This window comes from Bradyrhizobium sp. BWC-3-1, from assembly GCF_032917965.1.
GTDB classification, from domain to species: Bacteria; Pseudomonadota; Alphaproteobacteria; order Rhizobiales; family Xanthobacteraceae; genus Bradyrhizobium; species Bradyrhizobium canariense_D.
Window position 1 is genome coordinate 6,311,025 of sequence record NZ_CP136625.1, and the last position, 24,597, is coordinate 6,335,621.

The 24,597-nt window shown below is 64.6% G+C and carries 23 protein-coding genes; 15 read left to right on the top strand and 8 right to left on the bottom strand.

The features are described 5' to 3' along the window. Positions 1-99: 99 nt before the first annotated feature. Together RX329_RS30525 and RX329_RS30530 are read right to left on the bottom strand one after the other, a co-directional pair. Positions 100-1,344 (bottom strand): ABC transporter substrate-binding protein, encoded by a 1,245-nt coding sequence (locus tag RX329_RS30525; RefSeq protein ID WP_018456991.1) that lies wholly within the window; start codon positions 1,342-1,344, stop codon positions 100-102. A gap of 89 nt (positions 1,345-1,433) precedes the next feature. Beyond that, positions 1,434-2,249: a putative hydro-lyase gene (locus RX329_RS30530; protein WP_085352173.1), complete on the bottom strand. Its 816-nt coding sequence runs from the start codon at positions 2,247-2,249 to the stop codon at positions 1,434-1,436. A 120-nt stretch (positions 2,250-2,369) separates the two neighbouring features. Here RX329_RS30530 and RX329_RS30535 point away from each other — a divergent pair, with 120 nt between their 5' ends. The 4 genes from RX329_RS30535 to RX329_RS30550 are packed head-to-tail and all read left to right on the top strand — an operon-like array spanning position 2,370 to position 6,579. Next, positions 2,370-3,287, top strand: coding sequence for a LysR family transcriptional regulator (locus RX329_RS30535; RefSeq protein WP_018456993.1), 918 nt, complete (start codon positions 2,370-2,372; stop codon positions 3,285-3,287). 32 nt (positions 3,288-3,319) lie between these two features. Beyond that, positions 3,320-4,570 carry a Zn-dependent hydrolase gene (locus RX329_RS30540; RefSeq protein WP_018456994.1) on the top strand — a complete coding sequence of 417 codons (1,251 nt, stop codon included), beginning with the start codon at positions 3,320-3,322 and terminating at the stop codon, positions 4,568-4,570. Between the two features lie 12 nt (positions 4,571-4,582). Further along, positions 4,583-5,494, top strand: a complete 912-nt coding sequence (locus RX329_RS30545; RefSeq protein ID WP_018456995.1) for an NAD(P)-dependent oxidoreductase — start codon at positions 4,583-4,585, stop codon at positions 5,492-5,494. A gap of 11 nt (positions 5,495-5,505) precedes the next feature. Continuing rightward, positions 5,506-6,579, top strand: a complete 1,074-nt coding sequence (locus tag RX329_RS30550) for a malate/lactate/ureidoglycolate dehydrogenase (protein ID WP_317244753.1) — start codon at positions 5,506-5,508, stop codon at positions 6,577-6,579. 193 nt (positions 6,580-6,772) lie between these two features. Here the strand turns inward: RX329_RS30550 and RX329_RS30555 are convergent, their stop codons facing one another. Further along, positions 6,773-7,846: a tartrate dehydrogenase gene (locus RX329_RS30555; protein WP_018456997.1), complete on the bottom strand. Its 1,074-nt coding sequence runs from the start codon at positions 7,844-7,846 to the stop codon at positions 6,773-6,775. A gap of 157 nt (positions 7,847-8,003) precedes the next feature. Here RX329_RS30555 and RX329_RS30560 point away from each other — a divergent pair, with 157 nt between their 5' ends. Together RX329_RS30560 and RX329_RS30565 are read left to right on the top strand one after the other, a co-directional pair. Beyond that, complete coding sequence (locus RX329_RS30560; RefSeq protein WP_317244754.1) at positions 8,004-8,780, top strand: SDR family oxidoreductase; 777 nt, start codon at positions 8,004-8,006, stop codon at positions 8,778-8,780. Between the two features lie 152 nt (positions 8,781-8,932). Then, positions 8,933-10,351 carry an amidase gene (locus tag RX329_RS30565; RefSeq protein WP_317244755.1) on the top strand — a complete coding sequence of 473 codons (1,419 nt, stop codon included), beginning with the start codon at positions 8,933-8,935 and terminating at the stop codon, positions 10,349-10,351. Positions 10,352-10,506: 155 nt separating this feature from the next. On the opposite strand, the gene RX329_RS30570 is transcribed toward RX329_RS30565, so the two are convergent. Both RX329_RS30570 and RX329_RS30575 read right to left on the bottom strand, forming a co-directional pair. After that, on the bottom strand, positions 10,507-11,613 hold the full coding sequence (locus RX329_RS30570; protein WP_018457000.1) for an amino acid ABC transporter permease: 1,107 nt from the start codon (positions 11,611-11,613) through the stop codon (positions 10,507-10,509). Positions 11,614-11,615: 2 nt separating this feature from the next. Next, positions 11,616-12,803, bottom strand: a complete 1,188-nt coding sequence (locus tag RX329_RS30575; protein ID WP_018457001.1) for an amino acid ABC transporter permease — start codon at positions 12,801-12,803, stop codon at positions 11,616-11,618. Positions 12,804-12,889: 86 nt separating this feature from the next. On the opposite strand from RX329_RS30575, the gene RX329_RS30580 reads away from it, so the two are divergent. From RX329_RS30580 to RX329_RS30595, 4 genes are all read left to right on the top strand, one after another. Further along, on the top strand, positions 12,890-13,762 hold the full coding sequence (locus RX329_RS30580) for a MurR/RpiR family transcriptional regulator (protein WP_317244756.1): 873 nt from the start codon (positions 12,890-12,892) through the stop codon (positions 13,760-13,762). A 3-nt stretch (positions 13,763-13,765) separates the two neighbouring features. Continuing rightward, on the top strand, positions 13,766-15,115 hold the full coding sequence (locus RX329_RS30585) for an aspartate aminotransferase family protein (protein ID WP_018457003.1): 1,350 nt from the start codon (positions 13,766-13,768) through the stop codon (positions 15,113-15,115). Between the two features lie 12 nt (positions 15,116-15,127). After that, positions 15,128-16,141 (top strand): amino acid ABC transporter substrate-binding protein, encoded by a 1,014-nt coding sequence (locus RX329_RS30590; RefSeq protein WP_085352170.1) that lies wholly within the window; start codon positions 15,128-15,130, stop codon positions 16,139-16,141. A gap of 63 nt (positions 16,142-16,204) precedes the next feature. Continuing rightward, positions 16,205-16,855: an aspartate/glutamate racemase family protein gene (locus RX329_RS30595; protein ID WP_018457005.1), complete on the top strand. Its 651-nt coding sequence runs from the start codon at positions 16,205-16,207 to the stop codon at positions 16,853-16,855. On the opposite strand, the gene RX329_RS30600 is transcribed toward RX329_RS30595, so the two are convergent. Further along, the gene (locus RX329_RS30600) at positions 16,852-17,499 is read right to left on the bottom strand and encodes a TetR/AcrR family transcriptional regulator (RefSeq protein ID WP_018457006.1); all 648 of its coding nucleotides are present in this window, start codon (positions 17,497-17,499) and stop codon (positions 16,852-16,854) included. The two genes, RX329_RS30595 and RX329_RS30600, sit on opposite strands and share 4 nt — an antisense overlap. Before the next feature lie 136 nt (positions 17,500-17,635). On the opposite strand from RX329_RS30600, the gene RX329_RS30605 reads away from it, so the two are divergent. From RX329_RS30605 to RX329_RS30620, 4 genes are all read left to right on the top strand, one after another. Then, positions 17,636-17,845: a ferredoxin gene (locus tag RX329_RS30605; RefSeq protein WP_007607931.1), complete on the top strand. Its 210-nt coding sequence runs from the start codon at positions 17,636-17,638 to the stop codon at positions 17,843-17,845. Positions 17,846-17,912: 67 nt separating this feature from the next. After that, positions 17,913-19,136, top strand: coding sequence for a cytochrome P450 (locus RX329_RS30610; protein ID WP_018457008.1), 1,224 nt, complete (start codon positions 17,913-17,915; stop codon positions 19,134-19,136). A gap of 54 nt (positions 19,137-19,190) precedes the next feature. Then, positions 19,191-19,853: a sulfite oxidase-like oxidoreductase gene (locus tag RX329_RS30615; protein ID WP_018457009.1), complete on the top strand. Its 663-nt coding sequence runs from the start codon at positions 19,191-19,193 to the stop codon at positions 19,851-19,853. 25 nt (positions 19,854-19,878) lie between these two features. Beyond that, entirely contained in the window at positions 19,879-21,102 is a 1,224-nt protein-coding gene (locus tag RX329_RS30620; RefSeq protein WP_204510620.1) for a bifunctional alpha/beta hydrolase/OsmC family protein, read from the top strand. 10 nt (positions 21,103-21,112) lie between these two features. Here RX329_RS30620 and RX329_RS30625 read toward each other — a convergent pair whose 3' ends face one another. Next, positions 21,113-22,543 (bottom strand): PLP-dependent aminotransferase family protein, encoded by a 1,431-nt coding sequence (locus RX329_RS30625; RefSeq protein ID WP_018457011.1) that lies wholly within the window; start codon positions 22,541-22,543, stop codon positions 21,113-21,115. Between the two features lie 101 nt (positions 22,544-22,644). On the opposite strand from RX329_RS30625, the gene RX329_RS30630 reads away from it, so the two are divergent. Then, positions 22,645-23,559 carry a DMT family transporter gene (locus RX329_RS30630; RefSeq protein WP_026233280.1) on the top strand — a complete coding sequence of 305 codons (915 nt, stop codon included), beginning with the start codon at positions 22,645-22,647 and terminating at the stop codon, positions 23,557-23,559. Here the strand turns inward: RX329_RS30630 and RX329_RS30635 are convergent. After that, positions 23,538-24,596 (bottom strand): YeeE/YedE family protein, encoded by a 1,059-nt coding sequence (locus tag RX329_RS30635; RefSeq protein WP_026233281.1) that lies wholly within the window; start codon positions 24,594-24,596, stop codon positions 23,538-23,540. The genes RX329_RS30630 and RX329_RS30635 overlap by 22 nt on opposite strands. Position 24,597: the final 1 nt, after the last annotated feature.

The following is a 24,597-nucleotide window of genomic DNA, read 5'->3' on the forward strand; positions in this document are numbered from 1 at the left end:
CTCGAAGGATGGCCCAGCCCTCGTCCTTCGAGACGCGGGCTGCGCCCGCTCCTCAGGATGAGGGCGGGAGCTACGATCTGTGCTCCCGCTCGCCGTGTCTTACTTCATCGGCCAGATCGCCTCGGCGATCGCGGCCTGCGGCGGGAAGATGGTGACGAACTTGCCGCCGACATATTGCAGCAGCACCGGGTCGGCGTCGTTGTTCTGGCCCATCTCGTCGAACTTGACACGCTTCCAGGGCATGATGGTCTGCTCGCCCGGGATGTCGGTGGCGGCCAGCGCGTCGCGGATCTTCTCGCCGTCAGTCGACTTGGCGCGGCTGATGGCGTCGGCGAGGATGATCAGGCCCATGAACTGACGCGAGGTGAGGTCGTTGAAATCCTTGCCCGACCGCGTCTTGAACATCTCGTTGATCTTGCCAACCATCGGACGCTTCTGCGCGAGGTCGAGCGAGAAGGTGCCGCGCGAGATCACGCCTTCCAGCTTGTCGCCGACAGCGTCGTAGAGCGCCTTCTCGGAGAAACCGGCGTCCTGCGCCACGATCGCGTTCGGCTTGTAACCAAGCTCGCCCATGGTCTTCACCAGCAAGATGCCATCAGTGGTGTAGCTCGAGGGCATCAGCACGTCGGCGTTGGCGCTCTTGAGCTGCTGCACCTCGGCCGAGAGCGAGGGCGAGTTGGCGCGATACTTGATGTCGGAGACGATCTTGTAGCCGCGCTCGCCGGCGATCTTGGCCTGGGCGTTGCCGGAATCGGTGCCGAAGATGGTGTCCTCGTGGAACAGCGATAGCGTCTCGATCTTGGTGCCCTTCTTCTTCAAGGCATCGAAGAAGTCGAACATGGCGGCCGAGTACATCTCGTCATGCGGCGCGGCGCGGAAGTAATATTTCAGGCCACGGCGATGCAGGCTGGGCGAGGAGTTGTCGGCCGAGACGAACGGGATCTGGTAGCGCTCGCAGATCTGGCTGACGGTGACGGCGACCGCGCTCTGATAGGTGCCGATGATGGCGGAGACCTTCTCCTGCGTGATCAGGCGCTCGGCCTCGGCGCGGCCCTTCTGCGGATCGGCCTGGTGGTCGGCGAAAACGAGGCGGACCTTTGCGCCGCCGAGACCCGGCAGGCCCTCGCCCTTCGCCAGTGGCAGGTCGAAATCGGTGTCCTTGTTGATGACCTCGAGCGCGGTTTCATAGGCCTTCTGCGCGTCGACGCCCTGCTGTGCGCTGCCGCCGGAGAACGGATAGATCACGCCGATCACGACTTCCGAAGTCTGTGCGCGCGCTGCCAGCGGCACTAGCGCGGCCGTAGCGGTGGCTCCCAACAATACGTCGCGGCGAGTGATCGTCATGGCAAAGTCCCCTGTTACTGAATTTCAGCCGATCGAATGAAGCGATTGATGGATGCGGTAAAGCTCGAAGAAGCAGCAAACGCTGCCCACTAAATCACGGCCATGGTCCTGTTCTTGAGATCCGTCACCAGCATCAGGCCGGGCGAATGCGTGATCGCAAACGGCAGCTTGGCAGCGTTGATGACCGATTGCGGTGTCACGCCGCAGGCCCAGAACACCGGGATCTCGTCGTCGGCGACCGGCACCGGATCGCCGTAATCGGGCTTGGCGATGTCCTTGATGCCGATCAGGTGCGGATGGCCGAGATGCACGGGCGCGCCGTGCACGGCCGGATAGCGCGAGGTGATCTGCACCGCACGGATCGCATCCGCCGGCTTGAACGGACGCATCGACACCACCATGGGACCGGCAAAGGGACCGGACTCGCCGCAAGCGATGTTGGTGCGATACATCGGCACGCGCACATTGTGCTCGATGTGGCGGATCGGCATGCCCTCGTCGAGCAGCGCCTCTTCGAACGAGAACGAGCAGCCGAGCACGAAGGTCACGAGATCGTCGCGCCAGTATTTGGTGACATCGGTCGGCTCGTCCACGACTTCGCCGTCGCGCCAGACGCGATAGCGCGGCACGTCGGTGCGAATGTCGAGATCGGCGCCCAGCGCCGGGATGTGCGGACTGCCCACATCGGACATGCCGATGATCGGGCACGGCTTGGGATTGAGCTGGCAGAAGCGATGGAACGCCCCGGCATATTCCGCCGGCAAGATTGCCAGATTGCCCTGGACGAAGCCGGGGGCAACGCCGGCGGTGGAGGCGACCAGCCCCTCGCGGTAGGCAAGCCGCGCCTTGCGGCTCGGGAGCGTGTCGGGCGTTTCAGTTTGCTGCACTGCCACCAAAACAGTCATGGGATCGACCTGCCTATAAACTCGACAAAGACAAGCCAACACCACGCGTGCTATAAAGTCTAATCTTCCTTTCTAATCAATATCGATAAATTTCATTTATCGGACGGGAAAATCCTTCCAATGCTGGACTTCAGATCGATCGAGACGTTCCTTTGGGTTGTGAAGCTCGGCAGCTTTCGCGGCGCCGCAGCACGCCTCAACACGACTCAGCCGGCGATCTCCCAGCGCATCGCCCAGCTCGAGCGCGAGATGGGGGTGAAGCTCCTAAATCGCGACCACCGCGTGGCCTCGCCGACACCGAGCGGCCGACAGATGATGGTCTATGCGGAGAAGCTGATCGGCCTGCGCGCCGCGATGATCGCCGAGATCGGCGACCGCTCGGCGATGCGCGGCGTGATGCGACTCGGCGTCGCCGAAACCATCGTGCACACTTGGCTGCCGCGGCTGGTGAAGAGCATGAACGAGGTCTACCCAAACCTGTCGCTGGAGATCGAGGTCGACATCACGCCGAACCTGACCGCGCGCCTGCTTGCGCAGGAGATCGAGCTTGCCTTCGTCGTCGGTCCGCTCTCGGCCTCCGGGGTGCACAATCGCGTCCTCGCCGACTATCCGATCGGTTTTCTCGCCAGCCCCTCGCTCGGCCTCGGCGATGGACCGGTGACGCGGGCTGAGCTCGCGCGGTTTCCGATCATTACCTTCCCGCGGAAGACGCGTCCCTACGAGGTCGTGCGCGAAGTGTTCGACCGGCCGGAGCTGCCTCCGATCCGGCTGCACGCCTCCGCCTCGCTTGCGACCGTCATCCACATGGCGGTCGAGGGCCTCGGCATCGCCGTGATCCCCGACGCCATCGTCGAGAACGAGCTCGCAGACGGGCGGTTGCAACTGCTCGACACCGATCTCAAAATCGCGCCGCTGACATTCACCGCGAGCTGGCTCGCCTCGCCCGATGTCGTGGCGGTGGAGCGGGTCGCAGAGCTTGCATGTCAGATTGCGCAGAGCAGCCTCGCAGTTGACGCGCCCGCGCCGGCGCGTCATTGAAACAGGCGCCGGACAATTGAGAGACTGACCGCATGAGCCGAGCCGCCACCAATTTGCAAATCGATTCCGCCCGCCTCTGGGGCTCCATCCACGAGACCGCGCAGTTCGGCGCGACGGCCAAGGGCGGCGTGCGGCGGCTGACGCTGAGCGCGGAGGACAAGCTGGTACGCGACTGGTTCCGCAAGGCCTGCGAGGACGCCGGCTTGGAGGTGCACACCGATGCGCTCGGCTCGCAGTTCGGGCTGCGCAAGGGACGCGACATGTCGAAGCCGCCCGTCGGCATCGGCTCGCATCTCGACACGCAACCGACCGGCGGCAAGTATGACGGCATTCTGGGAACGCTCGGTGCGCTCGAAGTGATCCGCACGCTGAACGATGCCGGGATCGAAACCGAGGCGCCGATCTGCGTCGTCAACTGGACCAACGAAGAGGGTTCGCGCTTCGCTCCCGCGATGATGGCCTCCGCTGCCTATGTCGGCGACTTCACCACCGATGACATCTTGTCGCGCAAGGACGCTGATGGCACCACCGTCGGCCAGGCGCTCGATGGCATCGGTTATCGCGGCGACAAGCCGGTCGGGTTCCAGAAGCTCGGTTCCTTCGTCGAATTGCACATCGAGCAGGGCCCGATCCTGGAGGCCGAAGGCAAGACCATCGGCGTGGTCGATTCCGGCCAGGGCGTGCTTTGGTACGACGGCAAGATTTCCGGCTTCGAGAGCCATGCCGGATCGACGCCGATGCCGCTGCGGCGCGACGCGTTGGCGACGCTGTCCGAGATCGTGCTGGCGATGGAGGCCATTGCGAGGAAGTACGGGCCGAAGGCCGTCGGTACCATCGGCGAGGCCGTGATCGCAAACCCCTCGCGCAACGTCATTCCCGGCGAGATCGCCTTCACGATGGATTGCCGCAGTGCGGATGGCGCGATCATGGATGCGCTAGATCGCGATCTGCGCAGCGCGATTGCCGAGATCGCCGCACGCCGCAAGGTCGAGGTGAAGATCGACCTGGTCTGGCGCAAGCCGCCGACGCATTTCGATCCCAAATTGATTGCCGCAGTCGAGAACGCGGCGAAGACGCTCGGCTATTCCTCTCGCCGCATCACCTCCGGCGCCGGCCACGACGCCTGCAATCTCAACACAATCATGCCGGCCGCAATGGTGTTCGTGCCCTGCAAGGACGGCATCAGCCACAACGAGCTGGAAGACGCCACGCAGCCCGATTGCGCCGCGGGCACCAACGTCCTCATGCACACGGTGCTGGCGATCGCCGGCGTCGCATCCTGACCGGAGAGAACCATGCGCGGAGTTTTCGTCGACGCCAATGAAACTCTCGCCGTGATCATGGAGCGGCTGGAGCAGCCCGGCGATCCCAAGGTGCGGATCCACAGGGATCCCGACATCAAACCCGAACAATATCCTGAAATCCTCGACGGCGCCGAGATCGCGATCGTCGACCACACCGCGCTGCCTACCGACGTCGCAAAGAAGTGCACAGGGTTGAAGCATGTCGTGTTCCTCGGCACCGGCGCGCGCAGCTACATGAACCCGGAGGAGCTCGCTGAGCTCGGCATCTCCGTGCACCTGATCAAGGGCTATGGCGACACGGCGGTCGCGGAATGCGCGATCACGCTGATGTGGGCTTCGGCCCGCGTCATCGCGATGATGGACCGCGAGATGCGCGGCGGAAACTGGCTCCGCGAAGACGGCATGCAACTCACTGGCAAGACGCTCGGCCTGATCGGCTTCGGCGGTATTGCCGCGGAGGTCGCGCGCATTGCCTTGGGCAGCGGCATGAAGGTGATCGCCTGGAACCGCTCGCCGAAGAGCTATCCGGGCGTGGAATTCGCCGATCTCGACACGGTGTTGGCGAGAGCAGACGTCGTATCGCTGCATCTGCTGCTCAACGACGAGACGCGCGGCATGATCACCCGCGAGATGATCGCGAAGATGAAGCCGGGCGTCATCCTCATCAACACCGCCCGCGCCGCCGTCGTCGACGAGGCCGCCATGATCGATGCCCTGAAGTCGGGCCACATCCGCCATGCCGGCCTCGACGTGTTCAATATCGAGCCATTGCCCGGCGATCATCCGCTGACAAAACTGCCGAACGTGACGTTGTCGGCGCATTCGGCGTTCCGGACCCCGGAGGCGAGCGAGAACCTGATTGGCGCGGCATGGGAGCACTGCCGCCGGATCGTGAAGGAATAAGAGCAACAACAATGGCCGATTACCGCACCATCAAGGCACAGCCGCTCATCGAAGCTATCAGCGCCATTTTCAAGGCCGGCGGGTCTACGGACCGCGAGGCCGAGCTCGTGTCCACCAATCTGGTCGAGGCCAACCTCAAGGGACACGATTCGCACGGCGTCGGCATGATCCCGCGCTATGTCCAGAGCGTCACCACGGGCGGCCTCGCCGTGAACCAGCACGTCAAGGTCGTGCTCGACACCGGTCCGCTTCTCACCCTCGACGGGCTCACCGGCTACGGCCAAGTGATCGGCCATGAAGCGATGGAGCTGGCAGCCGAGCGCGCCAAGCGCAACGGCGTGTGTCTCGTCGGCCTCTCAAACTCGCACCATATCGGCCGCATCGGCCACTGGGCCGAGCAGTGCATCGACCATGGGCTGGTCTCGATCCACTTCGTCAACGTGATCTCGCGTCCCATCGTGGCGCCCTGGGGCGGCAGCGATGCGCGCCACGGCACCAACCCGTTCTGCGTCGGCATCCCGCGCGCGGGCAAGGACCCCATCGTGCTCGACTTCGCCACCAGCAGGATCGCGCAGGGCAAGACCCGCGTCGCCCACAACAAGGGCGTCGAGCTGGAGCCCGGCACGATCATCGACAATGAGGGCAAGCCGACCACCAACCCGCGCTACACCGTAATCCCGCCATACGGCGCCATCCTGCCGTTCGGCGAGCACAAGGGTTCAGGGCTCGCGCTGGTTTGCGAAATCCTCGGCGGCGCGCTCTCCGGCGGGCAGGTGGTCAAGGGTCCGTCCGATGGCAAGCACAACGTCCTCAACGGCATGCTCTCGATCATCATCGACCCCGGCAAGCTCGGCACCGCGGAGAATCTCGCGCGCGAAGTCGAGAGCTTCGTCGCCTGGCACACCGGCTCACCTCCGGCCCCAGGCGTCGACAAGGTGAAGATCGCGGGTGAGCCCGAGCGCGCGACGAAGAAGAAGCGGCTCGCGGAAGGCATCCCTGTCGATCCGACCACCTGGCAGGAGATTCTGGAGGCCGGAAAGAAGTTCGGGCTGGATCAGGCGGCGATCGAGAAGATCGCGGGGTAGTGAGGCGGAGCACGGTGCTCTTCCCTTCTCCCCTTGTGGGAGAAGGTGGCGCGAAGCGCCGGATGAGGGGTTCTGTCCGCGAAGGGAAATGCACAATTGAGAGGTCTGTCTCCGCGGAGACAACCCCTCACCCGTCTTCGATGCTTCGCATCGAAGCCACCCTCCCCCACAAGGGGGGAGGGAAAGCAGCGCTCTAATCCACCATATCCGCGACCGCCTTGCCGCAAGCCGTAGTGTCGGCATTGCCGCCGAGATCCTTGGTGCGGAGCGTGCGCTCTGCCAGCGTGCGCTCGATCGCATCGACGATCGACTTGCCGGCTTTCTTCTCGCCGAGATGCTCGAGCATCATCGAGCCGGACCAGATTGCGCCGATCGGATTGGCGATGCCCTGCCCCGCGATGTCGGGCGCCGAGCCGTGCACCGGCTCGAACACCGACGGGAAATTGCCGTCGGGGTTGATGTTGCCGGACGGCGCGATGCCGATGGTGCCGGTGCAGGCCGGGCCGAGATCCGACAGGATGTCACCGAACAAATTGGAGCCGACCACGACGTCGAACCAATCCGGATGCAGCACGAAGTTCGCGGTCAGGATGTCGATGTGATACTTGTCCCACTTCACGCTTGGATACTTCTTCGCCATCGCCTCCACGCGCTCGTCCCAATAGGGCATGGTGATGGAGATGCCGTTCGACTTGGTCGCCGAGGTCAGGTGCTTCTTCGGCCGCGACTGCGCGAGCTCGAATGCGAACTTCAGGATGCGATCGACGCCGATGCGGGTCATCACCGTCTGCTGCGTCACGAATTCACGGTCGGTGTCCGGGAACATGCGGCCGCCGACGGAGGAATATTCGCCTTCGGTGTTCTCGCGCACGACCCAGAAATCAATGTCGCCGGGCTTGCGGTTGGCCAGCGGCGACGGCACGCCCGGCATCAGCCGCACCGGGCGCAAATTCACATATTGGTCGAACTCGCGGCGGAATTTGATCAGTGAACCCCAGAGCGAGACGTGATCCGGAATCTTGGCCGGCCAGCCGACCGCGCCGAAATAGATCGCATCGTGCTTGCCGATCTGATCCTTCCAATCGTCCGGCATCATCTGGCCGTGCTTCTCGTAATAGTCCCACGACGAGAAGTCGAAATGATCGAAATGAAGGGACACGCCGTGCTTCTTCGCCGCGGTCTCCAGAACGCGCAGGCCCTCGGGCATCACTTCCTTGCCGATGCCGTCGCCGGGAATGACCGCGATCCGGTATTGTTTCTTGCTCATCGAGAACGTCCTTGATTGGTCCGGCAGCCGCCGTCTTTTTGACCGCACTGCAATGGACCAAACGCGACGGCAGTGCAACGCTGCACTGCAATGTTGACCATGGCGCGGCCGACCGCCTACTGATTTTATTCCCGTTCCTCTCCTGCGAGTAACTCCCATGGATCTGCACCTGCGTGGCAAGCGCGTCCTGATCACGGGCGCGTCCAAGGGTATCGGCGCAGCCGCCGCCGAGGCCTTTGCCGAGGAAGGCTGTCATCTCCTCCTCGCCGCCCGCAATGGCGATCAGCTCAAGGCTTTGGCCGAGCGCTTGCGCTCGGCGCACCAGATCGATGCCGCCACGAGCATTGTGGATTTGCGCAGGAGCGAGGATTTGACGCGGCTCGCCAAGGAAGCCGCCGACATCGACGTGCTCCTCAACAATGCCGGCGACATTCCCGCCGGCTCCATTGACAAGATCGACGAGGCCACCTGGCGGCACGCCTGGGAATTGAAAGTGTTCGGCTACATCAACCTCACGCGTATGATCTATGCGCAGATGAAGGCGAAGGGCGGCGGCGTGATCGTCAACGACATCGGCGCCGCCGGCGAGAAATTCGACGCCAACTACATCTGCGGCAGCGCCGGCAATGCCGCGCTGATGGCCTTCACCCGCGCGCTCGGGGGCAAGAGCCTCGCCGACAACATCCGTGTGGTCGGCATCAATCCCGGCCCGGTTGGCACTGACCGTCACGTCACCCTGCTGAAGATGCGGGCAAACCACCAGTTCGGCGACGAGAGCCGCTACAAGGAATTCCAGAAGAGCCTGCCGCTCGGCAGGCCTGCGCATGCGCGCGAGATCGGCGATCTCATGGCGTTCCTGGCGTCGGATCGCGCGGGCTATACGTCGGGGGTCATCTATACGGTGGATGGCGGAATCAGCGCAGGATGGGGTTAACTTATCCTCGTCATTGCGAGCGCAGCGACTTGTCCGCCGAAGCTTTAGCGAAGGCGGAAGCAATCCAGGAATGTATCTGCGGCAAAAGTCTGGATTGTTTCGTCGCTTCGCTCCTCGCAATAACGCCTAAAATAAGCACAGGAGTAGAATAGTTGTCTCAGGACCTGATCCGCGAATCCGCTTGCGCCGTCGTCGACAAGCTGCGCTCCGGCGACGTCTCGCCGCTGGAGCTCTTGGATGTGCTGGAGAAGCGCATCACCGAAGTCGATGGCAAGGTCAACGCGCTGCCGACGCTGTGCTTCGATCGCGCGCGGGATAGCGCAAAGGCGCTGATGCGGAAGCCGGCCGGTGCGCGCGGATTGCTCGCAGGCCTGCCGGTGCCGATCAAGGATCTGACCGATGTTGCAGGTGTGCTGAACACACAGGGCTCGCCGATCTTCAAGGACAACATCCCGGCGACGTCCGACATCCTGGTCGAAAATCTCGAGGCCAACGGCGCGGTCGTCTATGCCAAGTCGAACACGCCGGAATTCGGTGCGGGCGCCAACACCTTCAACGAGGTGTTCGGTGCAACCCTCAATCCCTGGGATACGTCCAAATCGGCAGCCGGCTCGTCAGGCGGCGCGGCCGTTGCGCTCGCCACCGGCATGGCCTGGCTCGCGCAAGGCTCCGACATGGGCGGCAGTCTGCGCAGTCCGGCAGCTTTCTGCGGCGTCGTGGGCATGCGGCCGAGCATCGGCCGCGTCGCGCACACGCCGAAAGCGGCCATCGATCGTAACCTCGGCGTCGTCGGTCCGATGGCACGCAACGTCGAGGATCTCGCGCTGCTGCTCGACGCCATGAGCGGCGACTATGCCGCCGACCCGCTGTCGCTGCCGACGCCCTTGACGTCGTTTCTCTCGGCGGCGCAGTCAGGCAGCAAACCGAAGCGCATCGCCTATTCGGCGGATCTCGGCATCACACCGGTCGATCCCGAAGTCAAAGCGATCACGCGGAAAGCGGCGGAACGCTTTGCCGAAGCCGGCGCCATCGTCGAGGAGGCGCATCCGGATTGGCGCGATGCGCATGAGTGCTTCCACGTGCTGCGCGCGTTCGACTTCGCGATCAGCAAGGCGCAGCTGCTGCGCACCAAGCGCGACCTGCTCAAGCCCGAGGTGATCTGGAACATCGAGGAAGGCCTCAAGCTCACGACCGAGCAGCTCGAACGCGCCGAGGCGCAGCGCGTCGGCATGACAGCGCGTGCGATCGAGTTCTTCAAGCGCTACGATCTGCTGCTGGTACCGACCACGATCGTGCCGCCCTTCCCGATCGAGCACCGTTATGTCGCCGAATGCGCCGGCATGAAGTTCGACAATTACGTCGAGTGGCTCGGCATCGTCTATGCCATCACGCTCGCCTGCTGTCCCGCGCTGTCGTTGCCGTGCGGCTTCACCGCATCGGGACTTCCGGTCGGCCTGCAGGTCGTCGGGGCTCCGCGCGCGGATGCGCAGGTGATCGCCGGCGCGAAGACGCTGGAGGATATTTTGGGCGTGCGTGGCACGACGCCGATTGATCCGCGGGTGAAGAACTAGGTTCCCGCTCTCGTGCCCCGCACGCGGCGCAGCGCCTCTTCGGCGGTGCGCTGCAGAGCCGGGGCCCAAGTCTCCAGGACTTCCCGTGTATCCCTGGGTCCCGGCTCTGCGGTGCAGCGCTTTGCGCCGCACCTTGTCCGGAACACGCGCGGCCTTCACCTTCCGCTCGTCGCCTCCAGGCTCCGGCTATACCGCGACATCGCGAAGCAGAAGACAAAATAGATCACGGCGACGAAGATGTAGACTTCGACGGAGAATTGCTGCCACGCCGGATCGATGATCGCGGTCTTGGCCGTGGTGAGCAGGTCGAAGATACCGATGATCAGAACGAGGCTGGTGTCCTTGAAGAAGGCGATGAAGGTGTTGACCAGCGGCGGGATGACGTGACGGATCGCCTGCGGCAGGACGATCAGCCGGTTCTTGCGCCAGTAGGACAGGCCGAGCGCCTCGGCGGCCTCGTATTGCCCGCGGGGCACGGCCTGGAGGCCGCCGCGGATGACTTCGGCAAGATAGGCACCCGCGAACAGGATGATCGCGACCTGCGCGCGCAAGAGCTTGTCGATGTTGAATCCGTTCGGCATGAACAGCGGAAACATCACGCTCGCCATGAACAGCAGACTGACCAGCGGCACGCCGCGGATCAGCTCGACATAGAGCACGCTGAGCGAGCGGATCGCCGGCAGTTTTGAGCGCCGGCCTAGTGCGACGAGGATGCCGAGCGGGAAGCCGAAGGCCAGACCAAAGGTCGCCAGGATCAGCGTCACCGGCAAACCACCCCAACGGTCCTGCGAGACGAACGACAGACCGAGTATGCCACCCCACATCAGCATACTGATCAGCGCGAGCGCTCCGATCCAGAGATAGGCCAGTTCGCGTCGCCATAAGGCGCGGCGGCTGGAGAGATAGAACAGGGCGATGAACAGCAGCACCGCCAGTGCCGGCCGCCACTGCTCGTCGAACGGATAGGTGCCAAACAGGATGAAGCGGTATTTTTCGGGGATGATTGCCCAGCATGCACCGAGTCCGCGTACCGCGCGGCAGGCGCTGGAATCGTTCGCCGGGGTGACCCAGACCGCATTGGCGATACCCCATTGCACGAAGCTGAAAAGGCCCTTTGCGAGCACCGCCAGCAACACAACCGAGAGGATGCCGTTCGGGATCGACGAGAACAGATTGGTGCGCAGCCAGCGCAGCACCGGGTTACCAATCTGCGGGCGGCGGGCGGCGCGCGGTGCTTCCGGAATGTCGGCGATCGCCGTCATGGTCAGCGCTCCACCAGCGCGATGCGCGAATTGTACCAGTTCATGAAAAAGCTGATGCCGAGGCTGATGGTGAGAAACACCGCCATGATCAAGGCAATGGCCTCGATCGCCTGCCCGGTCTGGTTCAATGTCGTGTTGGCGATCGAGACCACGTCCTGATAGCCGATCGCCACCGCGAGCGAAGAGTTCTTGGTCAGATTGAGGTACTGGCTCGTCATTGGCGGCACGATGACGCGTAGCGCCTGTGGCAGGATGATCTGCCGCAGCATGAAGCTGCGGCGCAGTCCCAGCGCGTTGGCGGCATCCCACTGGCCGCGCGGCACCGACTGGATGCCGCTGCGCACAATCTCGGCGATGAAGGCCGAGGTGTAGGTGACGAGCGCGATCAGCAGCGCGAAATATTCCGGCGCGAGCGTCAGTCCGCCGACGAAGTTGAAGCCGCGCAACTCAGGCCATTCGATCGTCCAGGCCACGCCCAGCAGCACGGACACCGCCGCAGGCAGCACAACGAGCAAGCCGAGTGCAAAAGGCCAGGCCGGCCGCGGCTTGCCGTCGCGCATTTGCTGCGCGATGAGCCGCCGCCGGATCACATAGAACACGACAAGTCCGAGCACTGCCGTGCCGAGCACCCAAAGCTGCGGCGTCCCGATGGGAATCGCCGGCAGGATCAACCCGCGATTGGACAGGAACACGCCCTCAATCGGCCGCCATGCCGCGCGCGCGGCCGGGAGCGCCTGCATCAGCACGTACCAGAACAGGAGCTGGAGCAGCAGCGGGATGTCGCGGAGCGTCTCGACGTACACCGCGGCGAGCCGCGACAGCAGCCAATTGGCCGACAGCCGCGAGATGCCGATCACCGTGCCCAGGATCGTTGCAAGCACGATTCCGATCACGGCGACGCGCAGGGTATTGGCGATGCCGACGACAAAGGCCCAGAGATATGAGTCCCTCGGATTGTAGGCGAGCAGGCTGTCGGCGATGGGCATGCCGGCCTCACGGCCGAGGAAGGCAAAACCGGTCGTGATGCGGCGCACGGAGAGATTGGTGACCGTGTTGGACCAGAGGAACACGATGACCGCGACTACGATCCCCACCACCAGAACCTGCCAGAACAGGCCTTTCAGCTCGCGCTGCCCGAAGGCGCCGAAGAAGCGACGGCGCGGCGGCGGTCTCGGACCGTCTGACGTCACAGCACAAAAATCCTTCTCAAGACGGCGATTTCCGGCAGCGCACGTCAACTGTTGCACCAAACTCAGCTTCGTGCAACAAATGTTTCATGGCCGAGCCCGCGAAATCCTCGCCACTGAGCGAACTGCGCATTGCATTGCCATCGCTTCCGATGCGGTTGCAGGAGGTCGGGCGTTTCGTCGCAGCCAACGATTACGACGCCACCACGCGTTCGATGCGCGATCTCGCAGCGGTTGCCGGCGCCGATCCCGCCGCGTTCACGCGGCTTGCCAAGGCGATCGGCTATTCGGGTTGGGATGAATTGCGCGCGGCGTTGACGGAGGCGCGGCGGCCCTCGCAGCTAGCGCCTTTCTCCGGCCGCGCCAAGGGCCGCTGCCACGGCCCGAACGCCGATGTCGCGCTCATCACCGACAAGCTGGAGGCCGAGGCCGCCGGCCTTCCGCGCATCCCGGCCCGGCCGATCGCGGAGGCGGCGCGCGCACTCCACCACGCCAAGCGGATCTGGATCACCGGCTACCGAAGCTGCCGCAGCGTCGCGGAATTGCTGAACTACGAGCTCCGGCTGTTTCGTCCCGAACAGGTGCAGCTCGTCGGCGCGTCCGGCCCCGACGATCTCGATATGGGCGCGTTCCGGCCCGGCGAGGCCGTCATCGTCATCGGCTTCATGCCCTACACCCACGCGAGCGTCCGGGTCGCGCAGGCCGCCTATCGCGCCGGCGCGGCCCTGATCGCGATCGCCGATAGCCCATCGGCGCCGATGGCTGAAGGTGCCGACCACGTGCTGCTGTTCGAGGCGGCCTCCTCTCCCGGCTTTTTCCCGAGCCTCACCGGCGCCATCGCGATCGCGCAATCGCTCGCCGCCGTGACGTTTTCGCTCGGCGGCACGGCCGCGAAACAGCGCCTGGAGAATACCGAGGCCCGGCTGGCCGCGGCTTCAACTTACGTATCAGAGAAAGGTTGACCCATGGCCGCCCGCACCAGCCGCGTGCTGCATCGCTCGCTGCGCGAAACGCCGCCCAAGGCAATCGGCGGCGAAGGCGTCTATCTCTTTGCCGAGGACGGACGCCGCGTGATCGACGCCTCCGGCGGCGCGGCGGTCTCTTGCCTCGGCCACCAGCATCCACGCGTGATCGCAGCGATCACGAAGCAGGCTTCGACCCTCGCTTATGCCCACACAGCCTTCTTCTCGTCGGAGCCGGCGGAGGCGCTTGCCGAGACGCTGGTCGGCCACGAGCCCGGTGGCCTCGCCTACGCCTATTTCGTCAGCGGCGGATCGGAAGCGATCGAGGCCAGCATCAAGCTCGCGCGGCAATTTTTCATCGAACGCGGCGAGCCGCAGCGGCAGCATTTCATCGCTCGGCGCCAGAGCTATCACGGCAACACGCTTGGCGCACTGGCCGCCGGCGGCAATGCCTGGCGGCGTGCGCCCTATGCGCCGCTGCTCTCCGACGCCTTCAGCCATGTGACCCCGGCCTTCGCTTATCACGAGAAGCACGATGGTGAATCGGACGCGCAGTTCGTGGCGCGGCTCGCCGCCGAACTCGAAGCCGAGTTTCAGCGGCTTGGCCCCGACACCGTCGCCGCGTTCCTCGCAGAGCCCGTCGTCGGCGCCACCGCAGGTGCCGTCACGGCGCCGGACGGCTACTTCAGGGCGGTGCGCGAGATCTGCGACCGACACGGCGCGCTGCTCATTCTCGACGAGGTCATGAGCGGCATGGGCCGCACCGGCACCACGCACGCCTGGGAGCAGGAAGGCGTGGCACCCGACATCCAGGCGATCGCCAAGGGTCTCGGCGGCGGCTACCAGCCGATCGGTGCAATGCTCGCGAGCGGCAGGATCATCGACACAATCCGCTCAGGTTCGGGCGCCTTCCTGCACGGCCACACGTATCTGGCGCACCCTCTCGCTTGCGCCGCCGCGCTCGCGGTGCAGGACGTGATCCGCGAGGACGGCCTGCTCGACCGGGTCAAGGAGCGCGGCAAGCAGCTCGAGCAGCGGCTCACCGAGCGCTTCGGCAATCACCGCCATATCGGCGACATCAGGGGCCGCGGCCTGTTCTGGGCCATCGAGCTCGTCGCCGATCGCGCCAGCCGAACCTCGTTTGATCCCGCGCTGAAGCTGAATCAGAAGATCAAGGCGGAGGCCTTCGCCAACGGCCTCGGCTGCTATCCCGGCGGCGGCACCGCAGACGGCATCCGTGGCGACCACGTGCTGCTGGCGCCGCCCTATATCACCTCCGCGGAGGAGATCGATCTGATCGTCGACAAGCTCGGCACGGCCGTCGACAGCGTATTGCGTCGTGTCAATCACTGAGGGGAGAAAAGCATGATGAGGAAAGTGGTTATCATAGCCGGCGTGCTCGCGGCGTCGACGGTGGTGGCGTCGGCGGCAACGCTCGACACGGTGAAGAGCCGCGGCACGCTGATATGCGGCGTCAGCGCCGGTTTCGCCGGCTTCTCCGCACCGGATTCGCAAGGCAACTACAAGGGTCTCGACGTCGATTATTGCCGCGCGCTCGCCGCCGGCGTGCTCGGCGATGCCAGCAAGGTGCGTTACGTCTCGCTGACCGCGCAGAACCGCTTCACCGCGCTCCAGTCCGGCGAGATCGACGTGCTCTACCGCAACTCGACGCAGACCTATCTGCGCGGTGTCACGCTGGGCCTGCGGCAAGGTCCAATCAACTTCTACGACGGTCAGGGCTTTGTCGTGAAGAAAGACCTCGGCGTGAAGGAGATCAAGGACCTCAAGGGCGCCACCGTCTGCGTCGCGCAGGGTACCACGCATGAGGTCACGCTCGGCGATTACGGCCGCGCCAACGGCATCGATTGGAAGCCGTTGGTGTTCGACCGCGTCGACACCATGTACCAGACCTTCTTCGGCGGCCGCTGCGATGCCATGACCCAGGACGCTTCCGCGCTTGCTGGCGCCGTGACGACCGCGGCGCCGAACGCGGCCGACTACGTCGTGCTGCCGCAGACCATCAGCAAGGAGCCGCTCGGCCCCTTCACCCGCAATGGCGACGAGGTCTGGAGCGACATCATCACCTGGCTGCACTACGGCTTGATCGAGGCCGAAGAGCTCGGCGTCACACAAGGCAATGTCGATGAGATGGCGAAGTCGCAGACGCCCGCGATCCAACGCCTGCTCGGTGCCTCCGGCGATCTCGGCTCGCGGCTCGGGCTCGACAACAAATGGCTGGTCACGGCCATCAAGGCCACCGGCAATTACGGCGAGATCTACGAGCGCAATGTCGGCAAGGCGAGCCCGCTCAAGCTCGAGCGCGGCCTCAACGGTCTCTGGAGCAAGGGCGGCTTGATGTACGCGGTGCCGTTCAAGTAAACGTTTTGCGTGTCCCGGACGCGTTGCGTCCGGGGCTCGCGACCTTCCATCAGGTAACGTTCAATGACGAAGTCTCCTCGCATCGCGCTGATCCACGCCCTCAAGCATTCCATCGCCCCGATCGAAGCTGCGTTCGCGAAGGTGTGGCCGGAAGCGCGGCTGATGAACCTGCTCGACGACAGCCTGTCGTCGGATCTGGCGCGTGACGGCAAGCTCAACGATGCCATGACCGAACGCTTTCTTGCGCTCGGCCACTACGCCGCGGCGACAGGCGCGGACGCGATCCTGTTCACCTGCTCGGCCTTCGGTTCCTGCATCGAGGCGGTTGCGCGCGCACATGCGCCGATGCCGGTGCTCAAGCCGAACGAAGCCATGATCGAGCGCGCGATGACGATGGGCCGGCGGATCGGCCTGCTCTCGACCTTCCCGCCGACGCTGGCTTCGATGCCGCCGGAATTTCCGGCCTCCGTCCAGATCGTGCCGAAACTCGCCGAAGGCGCGCTGGCCGCGCTCGACCGTGGCGACCGCGCTACGCATGACCGGCTGATCGTGGAAGCCGCACGCGATTTGCGCGATTGCGACGTCGTCGCGCTCGCGCAGTTCAGCATCGCGGCAACCGCGCCTCTCGTGGCAGAAGCCACCGGCCGCCCTGTCGTGACCACGCCCGACAGCGCCGTCGAGAAGCTGATGAAGCTGTTGGCGGCGAGGGCTTAAGCGCCAGCCTGTTTCCGGCGCCGCGCGCCTTTGATCGCCGCCGCAAGCGCGGCCTTGGTTTCACTGACAAAATCCTCGACCAGGTCTTCGCGCGTGGCATGGGCCGCCTCGCCGGTGAACAGTCCCTGCTCAGCCAGCATCACCACGCCGTGCACCGCCGCCCAGATCTTGAGCGCCTGCCGCTCGCGCAGATAATCAACGGCCGGGGCTTCCAATGCGTCGACCACGAGCGCAAAGGTTTCGCGGGTCGCTTCGTGCAGCTCGCTGCCTTTCGCCGCACACGACACCGTGCGCGAGGCGAACATCAAGCGGTAGATGCCATTGCGGCGTAAGCCGAAATCCAGCGTCGCCTGCGCCAGCAGCGACAGCTTCGACCGCTTCGACGGCTTTGCCATCGCCGCCCGCAATATCCCGTTGAGCTGCCGGAACGCCTCCGCCGTCACCGCCGCAAGCAGCGCCTCGCGATCGGCGAAATGCCGGTAGGGCGCCGGCTGCGAAACACCCAGCTGCTTTGCCAGCGCCTTGATGCTGATCGCCTCCGTCCCGCCCTGCTCGGCTTCGCGCAGCGCGGCCTTGATCAAGGCGTCGCGGAGATCGCCGTGGTGGTAGGTATTCTCGGGCTTGCGGGCAAGTTGTGAACGCATGTTGCGCAGAGCCTATAAGTTTGCGCTTGACAGGGGAAGCCTGCCGGCGAATGTAATAGCCTATAACTTGAACAAAAACTCAAATGGGAGCGCGCGCCGCCTTCGGGCCGGAGTGCACACGATCGAGGAAGCCGCCATGACAGAGCGACTGAGGGTTCACGTTGATCCCGACAAATGCCAGGGGCACGCGCGCTGCAAGGCGCTGGCGCCGGAGCTGTTCGAGCTGGACGAATACGGCAACGCCCACGAAGCCGGCGACGGCACGGTCCCGCCCGGCCTCGAAGACAAGGCCTGGCTCGCCAAGTCCAATTGCCCGGAAATCGCGATCGACGTGATCGAGGAGTAGCGCGCCCGCTTCTGCCCGCGTGCCTTCCGCGACCACGAGCCCCCAAGGGATTTCAAGGGATTTCGAGATGTCCGACATCAGCCAGCCCACCGCCCATCCGCCCGTGACCGACTGGGTCCATGATTTCGACCACACCGATCCGCAATGGACGGAAGATCCCTTCCCGATTTGGGACGAGCTGCGCGCCGCAAGCCCGGTCGTGCATACCGAACGCTTCCTCGGCTGTTACATGCCGACGACCTACGAGGCAGTGCGCGAGATCGCCAACGACAGCGAGCATTTCTCCTCGCGCCGCATCATCGTCCGGGACGTTCGGCCGGAGATCACCAGCAGAAACTCCGCCCCGCCGATCACGTCCGATCCGCCGGTGCACAAGCCAGCCAAGCAATTGCTGCTGCCGCCGTTCACGCCGGACGCGATGAAGAAGCTGGAGCCGCGGGTGCGCGCGATCTGCAACGAGTTGATCGACGGCTTCATCACTGAAGGCCGACTTGACGCGGCAGAGCGCTACACCAAGCACATTCCGGTTCGCGCGATCGCACACATGCTCGGCATCCCCGAGACGGACAGCGATCTCTTCATCCGATGGATCCACATGATCCTGGAACTTGGCATCAAGGACGAAAACACGTTGCTCCAGGCGGTGCACGAGATGAGCGCCTATTTCAGCGCCCATATCGAAGCGCGCAAGAACAAGCCAACCGACGATCTGATTTCCTACCTGATGAATGCCAGGGACAAGGACGGCAATCCGCTCGAGGATTCGCATGTGCTGGGCTCGTTGCGCCTGCTCCTGATTGCCGGCATCGACACCACCTGGAGCGCGATCGGCTCCTCGCTCTGGCACCTTGCCCGGACGCCCGCCGACCGCGAGCGCCTGGTTGCAGAGCCCGAGCTGATCCCGACCGCGGTGGAGGAGCTGCTGCGCGCCTATTCGCCGGTGACGATGGCGCGCGAAGTGGTCAAGGAGACCACGATTTCGGGCTGCCCGGTCAAGGCAGGCAACATGGTGCTGCTGTCCTTCCCGGCCGCCAACCGGGATCCGAAAATGTTTCCGGATGCTGACAAGGTCGTAATTGACCGCCGCGAGAACCGCCACGCCGCCTTCGGCCTCGGCATCCACCGCTGCGTCGGCTCGAACCTTGCGCGCATGGAGATGCAGGTTGCGCTGGAGGAATGGCTGAAGCGCATTCCGGACTTCGCCCTCGATCCGGCAGGCACGGTGACCTGGTCCCAAGGAACCGTCAGAGGCCCCCGCCAGTTGCCATTTTTGCTTGGAAAGGCGATGTAGACCTCTCCAAACAGTGATACGGAGAGGCCGGACTTGCACCGCCACGAGTAGCCGATGGCCGAAGACAACGAGCCGCCCGACAGCAAGCTGACGCGCACCAAGGAAAAATGGGCGCGCGAGGGCCGCTTTTTGACAGGCAAGATCACGCGCCCGGAAGATCAGCGCCTGCCGCCCGGTCAGCATCTGACAAAGGACTGGCCGGTGCTCGATCTCGGAGTCGTACCGCCGATTTCGCGCGAGCACTGGCGGCTCGACGTCTACGGCGCGATCGAGAACCCCGTGTTCTGGACCTTTGCCGAGTTCGCCGCCCAGAAGCAGGCGCAGTTCATCTCCGACATCCACTGCGTCACCACCTGGTCGCGCTACGACAATGAGTGGGAGGGGCTCGCCACGCGCGAGCTGCTCGCGGCCTGCCAGCCGCGCCCGGACGCGCGCTTCGTCGTGTTGCATTCCCATGATGGCTACACCACCAACCTCGCGCTGGACGACTTTGCCGCCGAGGACGCATTGCTCGCCCATAGCTGGTCCGGTGAGCCATTGTCGGCCGAACATGGCGGCCCGGTACGGCTGGTCGTGCCGCATCTGTATTTCTGGAAGAGCGCCAAATGGGTTCAGTCGATCGAATTCCTGACCGAGGACGCGCCGGGCTTCTGGGAAGTCCGTGGCTACCATAACCGCGGCGATCCCTGGGCAGAGCAACGCTATTCGGGCGACTAGGTTCAGCAAGGAACGGGGGAAACCCATGCCGACAGAGCGCTTTCAATTCACCGGCGAAGGCGGCCATCAGCTTTCGGCCGCGCTGGAGCTACCCGACGGCGAGCCCGGGGCCTTCGCGCTGTTCGCGCATTGCTTCACCTGCGGCAAGGACACGCTGGCCGCCAAACGCATCTCGGTCGCGCTGGCCGCCAAGGGCATCGCGGTGCTGCGCTTCGACTTCACCGGGCTCGGCTCCAGCGAGGGGGATTTTGCCAATTCGACGTTTTCCTCCAACGTTGCCGATCTCGTGCGCGCCGCCGATCATCTGCGTAGCGTCCGCAAGGCGCCGTCGATTCTGATCGGTCACAGCCTCGGCGGCGCCGCGATCCTTGCGGCAGCAGGACGAATCCCGGAAGCCAAGGCGGTTGTGACCATTGCGGCACCATCCGATCCCGCCCACGTCACCGGCCTTTTCAAAGAGCATCTCGGCGACATTCGCACGCAAGGTGAGGTCGAAGTCTCGCTTGCGGGACGCCCGTTCCGGATCAAGCGCGAATTCCTCGACGACGTCGCCGAGCACGAGCTGATGAAAGACGTCGCCGGCCTGCACAAGGCGCTGTTGGTGATGCATTCTCCGGTCGACGATACCGTCGGTATCGACAATGCGACGAAGCTCTTCGTCTCCGCCAGGCATCCCAAGAGCTTCGTCTCGCTCGACCATGCCGATCATCTCCTGACCAAGCCGGCCGACGCGCTCTATGCAGCCGACGTGATCGCGGCCTGGGCGAGCCGGTACATCGACGCGGCCAAACCTGCGAAGGCGATGGATCTCCCCGAGGCGCCGCGCCGGGTCGTGGTGCAGGAGACCCGCAAGAGCAAGTTCAACCAGACCATCTCCGTCGGTCCGCATCAGCTCGTCGCGGACGAGCCGGTCGCCGCCGGCGGCGAGGATGCCGGCCCTGGTCCTTACGATCTCCTGCTCGCTGGCCTCGGGGCCTGTACCTCGATGACCATGCGCCTCTATGCCAACCGCAAGTCGTTGCCGCTCGATCGTGTCACCGTCTCACTGAAGCATTCCAAGATCTATGCAAAAGACTGCGCGGAATGCGAGACGCGCGATGGCATGCTCGACCAGATCGAGCGCGACATCGCGATGGACGGCGCGCTCGATCCCGAGCAGCGCAAGAAATTGATGGAGATCGCCGACAAGTGCCCGGTGCACCGGACGCTGACGTCGGAAATCCGCATCGTGACCAAGGCCGTGGATTAGCGCGACTGCGCTAGAAGCACGACGCCATTGTTCGCACCGCCGCGGTGATCTCGCTCTCGCGCCAGGCCGCGAAGCCGAGCAGCAGGCCGTGGTCGCGCGGCCTGCCCAGTGCCAAGCCGGACAGGGCACGCGTTTCAACGCCCGCTTCGACCAGCCGCTTGACCGCCACCTGATCAGCGCGACCGCGCTTGAGACGCGCGACGAGCTGAATGCCACCGGGGGGCACTTCGGCAGAGAGCACATCGCCCAAATGGCGCTCCAATCCCTCCACGAGGTGATCGCGGCGGGCGTGATAGATCCGGCGCACCCGGCGCAGATGCGCCAGGAAATGCCCGTCGGCAATGAACTCGGCCAGCGCCTCCTGGATGTGGCTCGCGGCGATCAGTCCGATGTGCCGCTGTACGATCTCGAGAGTACCGACCATGGCCGGCGGTACGACGAGGTAGCCAAGCCGGATATCCGAGGTCATGACCTTGGAGAACGTGCCGACATAGAACACGCGGCCGTGGGCATCGAGTCCCTGCAAGGCCGGCACCGGCCGGCTATCATAGTGGAATTCGCCGTCGTAATCGTCCTCCACGATCCAGGTCTTGCCGGGCCTGCTCAGGCCAAGAAACTCCGTGCGGCGCGAGAGCGACATCAGGCGGCCGGTCGGGTGCTGATGCGACGGCGTCATGAAGATCAAGGTCGGGGCCGCCAAGCCACGAATCCGCTGCATGCCCTGCTCGTCCAAACTCATCCCGATCACGCGCGCACCGGATGCGCGGAAGGCGGCCGCGGCGCCGGGATAGCCGGGATCCTCGACCCAGACATCGTCGCCGGGGGTGATGACGGCGGCCGCGATCAGGGTCAGCGCAGCCTGCGCGCTCGGCAGAATCAGGATCTGATCCGCCGTCGCGCGCACGCCCCTGCTGGTCGCAAGATAATGCGCCAGTGCCTCGCGCAGGCGCGGCCGATTGACCGGTCCGAGCTCGCGCCTCGCCGCGCGCACAGCGCTGCGGCGCAGGCAGCGCGCCCAGACCTCGTTGGGAAACTCCCTGAAATCGCCATGTCCGGGACGCAAGGGTCTCAGTCGCGCCTGATAAGACATCGGCCAGTCGGTCTGCGTGAGGCTCGACGCCCAGGGCGAAAGCCGCGGCTTGCCAGGGCGTATGCGAGATGCGACGGCGCCAGCCTCTGTGACGCGCTCGCCGCCGTCGACCGCAACCATCGGACGGCGGCCGTGCGAGGCTTCGAGATATCCCTCGGCGGCGAGTTGCTCGAACGCATAGCTGACGGTGTTGCGCGAGACGCCGAGATCGCTCGCAAGCCCACGGCTCGACGGCAGCGTGCGGCCTTTGACGAGACGCCCGGTCGCGATCAAGCTTCGGAGCTGGCTCGTCAGTTGAGCCACCAGCCCCTCGTCGTCGGCCCGGTTCAGGTCGATCAGGGCGGAGATCATGCTGTCCGGAACTGGCACCCTATTCCTTTCCGATCTGGCACTGTTTCAGGTGCCAGACGAGATGCTATCCGCTGGACTGGACTGCTTCAAGGACCTCCGAAATGAACTCCCTATCCCCCCGCGCAGCCGTTGGCCTGTTTCTCATCGTCGTGCTGGCTTGGGGCATAAACTGGTCGGTGACGAAGCAACTCGTCCAATTCCTTCCACCACTGTGGGCTTCAGCGATCCGGAGTTGGATCGCGCTGGCTGGATTGTTCGTGATCCTCGGGCTCAGCAACAATCTGATGATTCCGGAGCGTCGCGACATCCCGGTGGTCCTGAGCGTTGCACTGCTGCACATGACCGTGTTCTCGGTCCTGGTTGCGGCCGGTGTGCGCTTCCTACCCGCGAGCAAGGCCGTTGTGCTCGGCTACACCACGCCACTCTGGGTCGCGATCGCCGCGCCGCTACTCGGGAAGGACACTTTGACGGCGCCGAAGCTCGCCGGCGCGCTGCTGGGCCTGATCGGCCTGATCGTCATCCTGAACCCGGCCTCGATCGACTGGACCAACACCAATGTCGTGCTCGGCGCCGGCATGGTGATCCTGGCCGCGATCTCATGGGCCGCGAACATTATCTATATCCGCGCCCATCGCTGGATTGCCTCGCCGCTCCAGCTTCTGATCTGGCAAGTGCTCGTGGCAACCATCGTGCTATCGGTGAGCGCGACCATCGCGGATGGCCTGCCGCATGTGGAGTGGTCGTGGAGACTCGTGTTGCTGTTCCTGTATTCCGGGCTGATCGGGACGGTGCTCGCCTATTGGGCGATGTCGATGGTGAATAAGAGCATCTCGGCCCTGACGACCTCGCTCGGCACCACCGCAACGCCGCTCGTCGGCATCGCCAGCGCCGCGATCCTGCTGGGCGAGCCGATCGACATGAGTCTGGTGACAGCGGCCGCGCTGATCATCACCGGCATCGGTCTCGCAACGCTCGGCGATCGCCTGCTGCGTGGTCAGGCTACCGCGAAGGGCTGAACGCGCAGCATCCCGCGCAATCCCGCCGTCGTGCCGAGCAGGATGCCGGCGACGGCGACGAATGAGCCGAGCGCGAGCGTCGACACGCCGGTGAGCCCTTGGCCGATCGAACAGCCGAACGCCATCACGCCGCCGATGCCCATCAGTGCGGCGCCAGCCGCCGATCGCAGCATATGGCGTGGCGAGGAATAGCCTTCGAGATGGAAACGGCCCGTCGCAAGCGCGGTGACCAGACTGCCGGCGAAGACACCTGCAACCGTCGCGATGCCGAAATTCAGCGTCAGGCCCGTCGAGAGCATGGCATATTGCAGGCTGTCCGCGATCGGCGCGACGAAGGTAAGCGAGGTCACGGGGACGGGGTTGAAATCATCCGCGCCGAGATAGCCGGTGACGAACCAGCCGCCGGCGACGAGGAGACCGACGACGACACCGGCTGCAATCTGGCCGGGCGAACGTCGGAACGCTGGGTGCGCGAAAGCAAACAGGATCAGCGTGACGACAACGACAGCAGCAGCCATTGCGCGCGAAAGCGCTTCAGCCGGACCGAACATGGCGAACAATGACGGCAGCGAATTCACGTTGACCGTGGTTTGCGAGGCCTGGACCACGGCGATGCGCGCCGGCGCGATCAGGCCCTTGAGCGTCATCTGCGCGGCGATGGCGAGCACGACCACCACGACGAAGGAGCGGAGATTGCCACGACCGAGCAGCACCAGCGCGCGCGAACCGCAGCCGTTGGACAGTACCATGCCGTATCCGAACAGAAGTCCGCCGAGAAACAGCACCGGCATCGAGAAGGACTGTTGCAGGTAAATCGACTTGCCGAGATTGACCATGCCGGTGCCGGCGAGGAACTGGCTCGCTGTGGTCGCAACCGCGATCGCCAGCGCATAGGTTCGGACCAACCGCCCATCCCCCTCCGACAACCAGCCGCGCATGCTGCTCATCAGGCAGAAGCCGCTGAGCAGGCCGACAGCGCCGTAGACCAGGCCGACGACGAGGCCGGCGAGGATGATGAGTTGTGGAGACGAATCCATG

Excerpts from the sequence above, each read along its gene's own strand:
- RX329_RS30590 (WP_085352170.1), top strand. The coding sequence starts at position 15,128 with ATGATGAGGAAAGTGGTTATCATAGCCGGCGTGCTCGCGGCGTCGACG.
- RX329_RS30545 (WP_018456995.1), top strand. The coding sequence starts at position 4,583 with ATGCGCGGAGTTTTCGTCGACGCCAATGAAACTCTCGCCGTGATCATG.
- RX329_RS30560 (WP_317244754.1), top strand. The coding sequence starts at position 8,004 with ATGGATCTGCACCTGCGTGGCAAGCGCGTCCTGATCACGGGCGCGTCC.
- RX329_RS30615 (WP_018457009.1), top strand. The coding sequence starts at position 19,191 with ATGGCCGAAGACAACGAGCCGCCCGACAGCAAGCTGACGCGCACCAAG.
- RX329_RS30530 (WP_085352173.1), bottom strand. The coding sequence starts at position 2,249 with ATGACTGTTTTGGTGGCAGTGCAGCAAACTGAAACGCCCGACACGCTC.
- RX329_RS30630 (WP_026233280.1), top strand. The coding sequence starts at position 22,645 with ATGAACTCCCTATCCCCCCGCGCAGCCGTTGGCCTGTTTCTCATCGTC.
- RX329_RS30620 (WP_204510620.1), top strand. The coding sequence starts at position 19,879 with ATGCCGACAGAGCGCTTTCAATTCACCGGCGAAGGCGGCCATCAGCTT.
- RX329_RS30555 (WP_018456997.1), bottom strand. The coding sequence starts at position 7,846 with ATGAGCAAGAAACAATACCGGATCGCGGTCATTCCCGGCGACGGCATC.
- RX329_RS30610 (WP_018457008.1), top strand. The coding sequence starts at position 17,913 with ATGTCCGACATCAGCCAGCCCACCGCCCATCCGCCCGTGACCGACTGG.
- RX329_RS30600 (WP_018457006.1), bottom strand. The coding sequence starts at position 17,499 with ATGCGTTCACAACTTGCCCGCAAGCCCGAGAATACCTACCACCACGGC.
- RX329_RS30570 (WP_018457000.1), bottom strand. The coding sequence starts at position 11,613 with ATGACGGCGATCGCCGACATTCCGGAAGCACCGCGCGCCGCCCGCCGC.
- RX329_RS30625 (WP_018457011.1), bottom strand. The coding sequence starts at position 22,543 with ATGATCTCCGCCCTGATCGACCTGAACCGGGCCGACGACGAGGGGCTG.
- RX329_RS30585 (WP_018457003.1), top strand. The coding sequence starts at position 13,766 with ATGGCCGCCCGCACCAGCCGCGTGCTGCATCGCTCGCTGCGCGAAACG.
- RX329_RS30580 (WP_317244756.1), top strand. The coding sequence starts at position 12,890 with ATGGCCGAGCCCGCGAAATCCTCGCCACTGAGCGAACTGCGCATTGCA.
- RX329_RS30550 (WP_317244753.1), top strand. The coding sequence starts at position 5,506 with ATGGCCGATTACCGCACCATCAAGGCACAGCCGCTCATCGAAGCTATC.
- RX329_RS30525 (WP_018456991.1), bottom strand. The coding sequence starts at position 1,344 with ATGACGATCACTCGCCGCGACGTATTGTTGGGAGCCACCGCTACGGCC.
- RX329_RS30540 (WP_018456994.1), top strand. The coding sequence starts at position 3,320 with ATGAGCCGAGCCGCCACCAATTTGCAAATCGATTCCGCCCGCCTCTGG.
- RX329_RS30635 (WP_026233281.1), bottom strand. The coding sequence starts at position 24,596 with ATGGATTCGTCTCCACAACTCATCATCCTCGCCGGCCTCGTCGTCGGC.
- RX329_RS30535 (WP_018456993.1), top strand. The coding sequence starts at position 2,370 with ATGCTGGACTTCAGATCGATCGAGACGTTCCTTTGGGTTGTGAAGCTC.
- RX329_RS30605 (WP_007607931.1), top strand. The coding sequence starts at position 17,636 with ATGACAGAGCGACTGAGGGTTCACGTTGATCCCGACAAATGCCAGGGG.
- RX329_RS30595 (WP_018457005.1), top strand. The coding sequence starts at position 16,205 with ATGACGAAGTCTCCTCGCATCGCGCTGATCCACGCCCTCAAGCATTCC.